We start from the raw sequence: 2257 nt of genomic DNA, 5'->3' as shown, positions 1-2257 counted from the left end.
GCCAGCCGATCCTGCGCGGCGTCGCCGAGCTGGCGGCCGAGTCGGGGGCCCGTCAGACGTTCGAGTTCCTGCTCGGTCGGCACCTGGACGCCAACCCGCGCCAGTACACCCTCACCCCCGCCGAACTCGCCGGACTCATGGCCGACCTGGCCGGCCCCGCCCGCACCGTCCTCGACCCGGCCTGCGGCACCGGCGCCCTGCTGCGCGCCGTCACCCCCCGCCCCGACCAGGAGCTGTACGCCCAGGACAGCGCCCCCGAACTCGCCGCGCTCACCGCGCTCCGGCTCGCCCTCCAGACGCGGACCGCCGTACGCGGCGCCGTCGGCGACACCCTGCGCGCCGACGCCCACCCCGAGCTGCACGCCGACGCCGTGCTGTGCCACCCGCCGTTCAACGAACGCAACTGGGGCCACGACGAACTCGCCTACGACCCGCGCTGGGAGTACGGCTTCCCGGCCCGCACCGAGTCCGAGCTCGCCTGGGTGCAGCACGCGCTGGCCCGCCTCAAGGACGGCGGCACCGCGGTCCTGCTGATGCCGCCCGCCGCCGCCTCCCGCCGCTCCGGCCGCCGTATCCGCGCCGACCTGCTGCGGCGCGGTGCCCTGCGCGCCGTGATCGCGCTGCCGGTCGGCGCGGCACCGCCGTACAACATCCCGCTCCACCTGTGGGTGCTGCGCCGGCCCGAGCGGGCGGCGGGGCAGCCCGAGGTGCTGCTCGTCGACGTGGGACGGTTCGCCGGGGAGGCGCGGGGCGGGCCCGACTGGCAGGCGGTGCGGGACACCGTGCTCGACGCCTGGCGGGTGCACGAGCGCACCGGTTCGCTCGACGAACGTCCCGGTCTGGCCCGCTCGTTGCCCGTCATCGACCTCCTCGACGACGACGTGGACCTGGCCCCCGCCCGGCACCTCCCGCCGCCCACGGCGGCCGACGGCGTCGAGCAGCTCACGGCCGTGCGCGACCGGCTCGGCGAGACGCTGCGTCTGTCCGCCGACCTCACCCCGCCGCCCGCCGACGCCAACCGGTTCGCCCCGCGCTGGCCGCTCACCACCATCGGCGAACTCGCGCGCGGGGGCGCCCTGGTGATGCGGACCGGCGGAAACGGCGGCCGCGCGCGCGTGCCCGTGCTCACCGACAACGACGTGCTCTCCGGAACCGCTCCCTCCGGGACGTTGCCCGAGAGCGACGAGGAAGCCGTGCTGACCGAGCCGGGCGATGTGGTCGTGCCGGTGCTCGGCGGCGGCTCCATCGCGCGCGTGATCGACGACGCGACCGCGGGCGCCGCCCTGGGGCGCAACCTCGTGCTCCTGCGCCCCGATCCCGCGGCGCTCGACCCCTGGTTCCTCGCCGGCTTCCTGCGCGGCACCGCCAACAACCGCCAGGCCAGCAGCTACGCCTCCACCGCGACCCGCCTCGACGTGCGCCGGCTCCAACTGCCCCGGCTCCCCTTCGACGAACAACGCCGCTACGGCGCCCGTTTCCGGGCCCTCGACGAGTTCGAGCGGGTGCTGCGGCACGCGGGGCGGCTCGGGGAGCAGCTCGTGCGGGGCATGTACGACGGGCTGACGGACGGGACGGTCGCGCCCGACTGAGCGTGCGCCGACCGACGCCGGTCCGGAAGCCGGGCCTCCGCCCGACCTGCGCCGTCCCGCCAAGTGATCAGCACGACAACGGTTCGGTACAACCGGTGACCGTATGTCGGTGTCGACCTATACGCTCGAAGCGACAATCGCACGACCGCACTTCTGCCATCTGTGGTTGTGCCATCCGCACCTCTGCCATCCGCAGTTCGGCCATCGATCGGGAGCAGCCATGCAAGGCCACGGCTACACGCAGCCGGTGAAGCAGCCGCCGCCCACCGGGTGGCTGGTCTTCCTGCGCGTGTTCTTCGTCGTGATCTCCGTGCTGAGCTTCGGCCTGCTGACGTGGACGATGATGCTGCGCCTGGCCATCGTGACCCGAAAGCCGCTCGACTGGGGTCTGTTCGCGGCGTCGATCGTGGTGGAGTTCGGCGGGCTGATCCTGATGGGCATGGAGCCCGGCGAGGAGATCCACACCGCGGGCGGCTGGACGGGCCTCGCTCTCGTCCTGGGCGGCATCGTGGCCGCCATCGCGTACTACCTCTCCGCGGACATCCGCCACTTCCACCAGCTCCGCTACCCCGGCTACGGCGCACAGCAGCCCCCGGTCGCGGCCCCGGCCTACGGCTATCCGCAGCCCCGGTCGCCGTACGCCACCACCGCCCCGCAGACGCCCCCGC

2 protein-coding genes are annotated in these 2257 nt (G+C 74.3%); both read left to right on the top strand.

From position 1 onward, the window contains the following. Positions 1-1589, top strand: a 1589-nt coding sequence (locus tag L0P92_RS43920) for an N-6 DNA methylase (RefSeq protein ID WP_234768728.1), incomplete at its 5' end; no start/stop codon positions are given. 220 nt (positions 1590-1809) lie between these two features. Further along, a partial coding sequence (locus L0P92_RS43915; protein ID WP_234768727.1) for a hypothetical protein occupies positions 1810-2257 on the top strand: 448 nt, incomplete at its 3' end.

Source organism: Streptomyces muensis, from assembly GCF_021474425.1.
Taxonomy (GTDB): domain Bacteria; phylum Actinomycetota; class Actinomycetes; order Streptomycetales; family Streptomycetaceae; genus Streptomyces; species Streptomyces muensis.
Note: the sequence above shows the minus strand (reverse complement) of the source record. Positions and strands in the feature narration are given on the sequence as shown.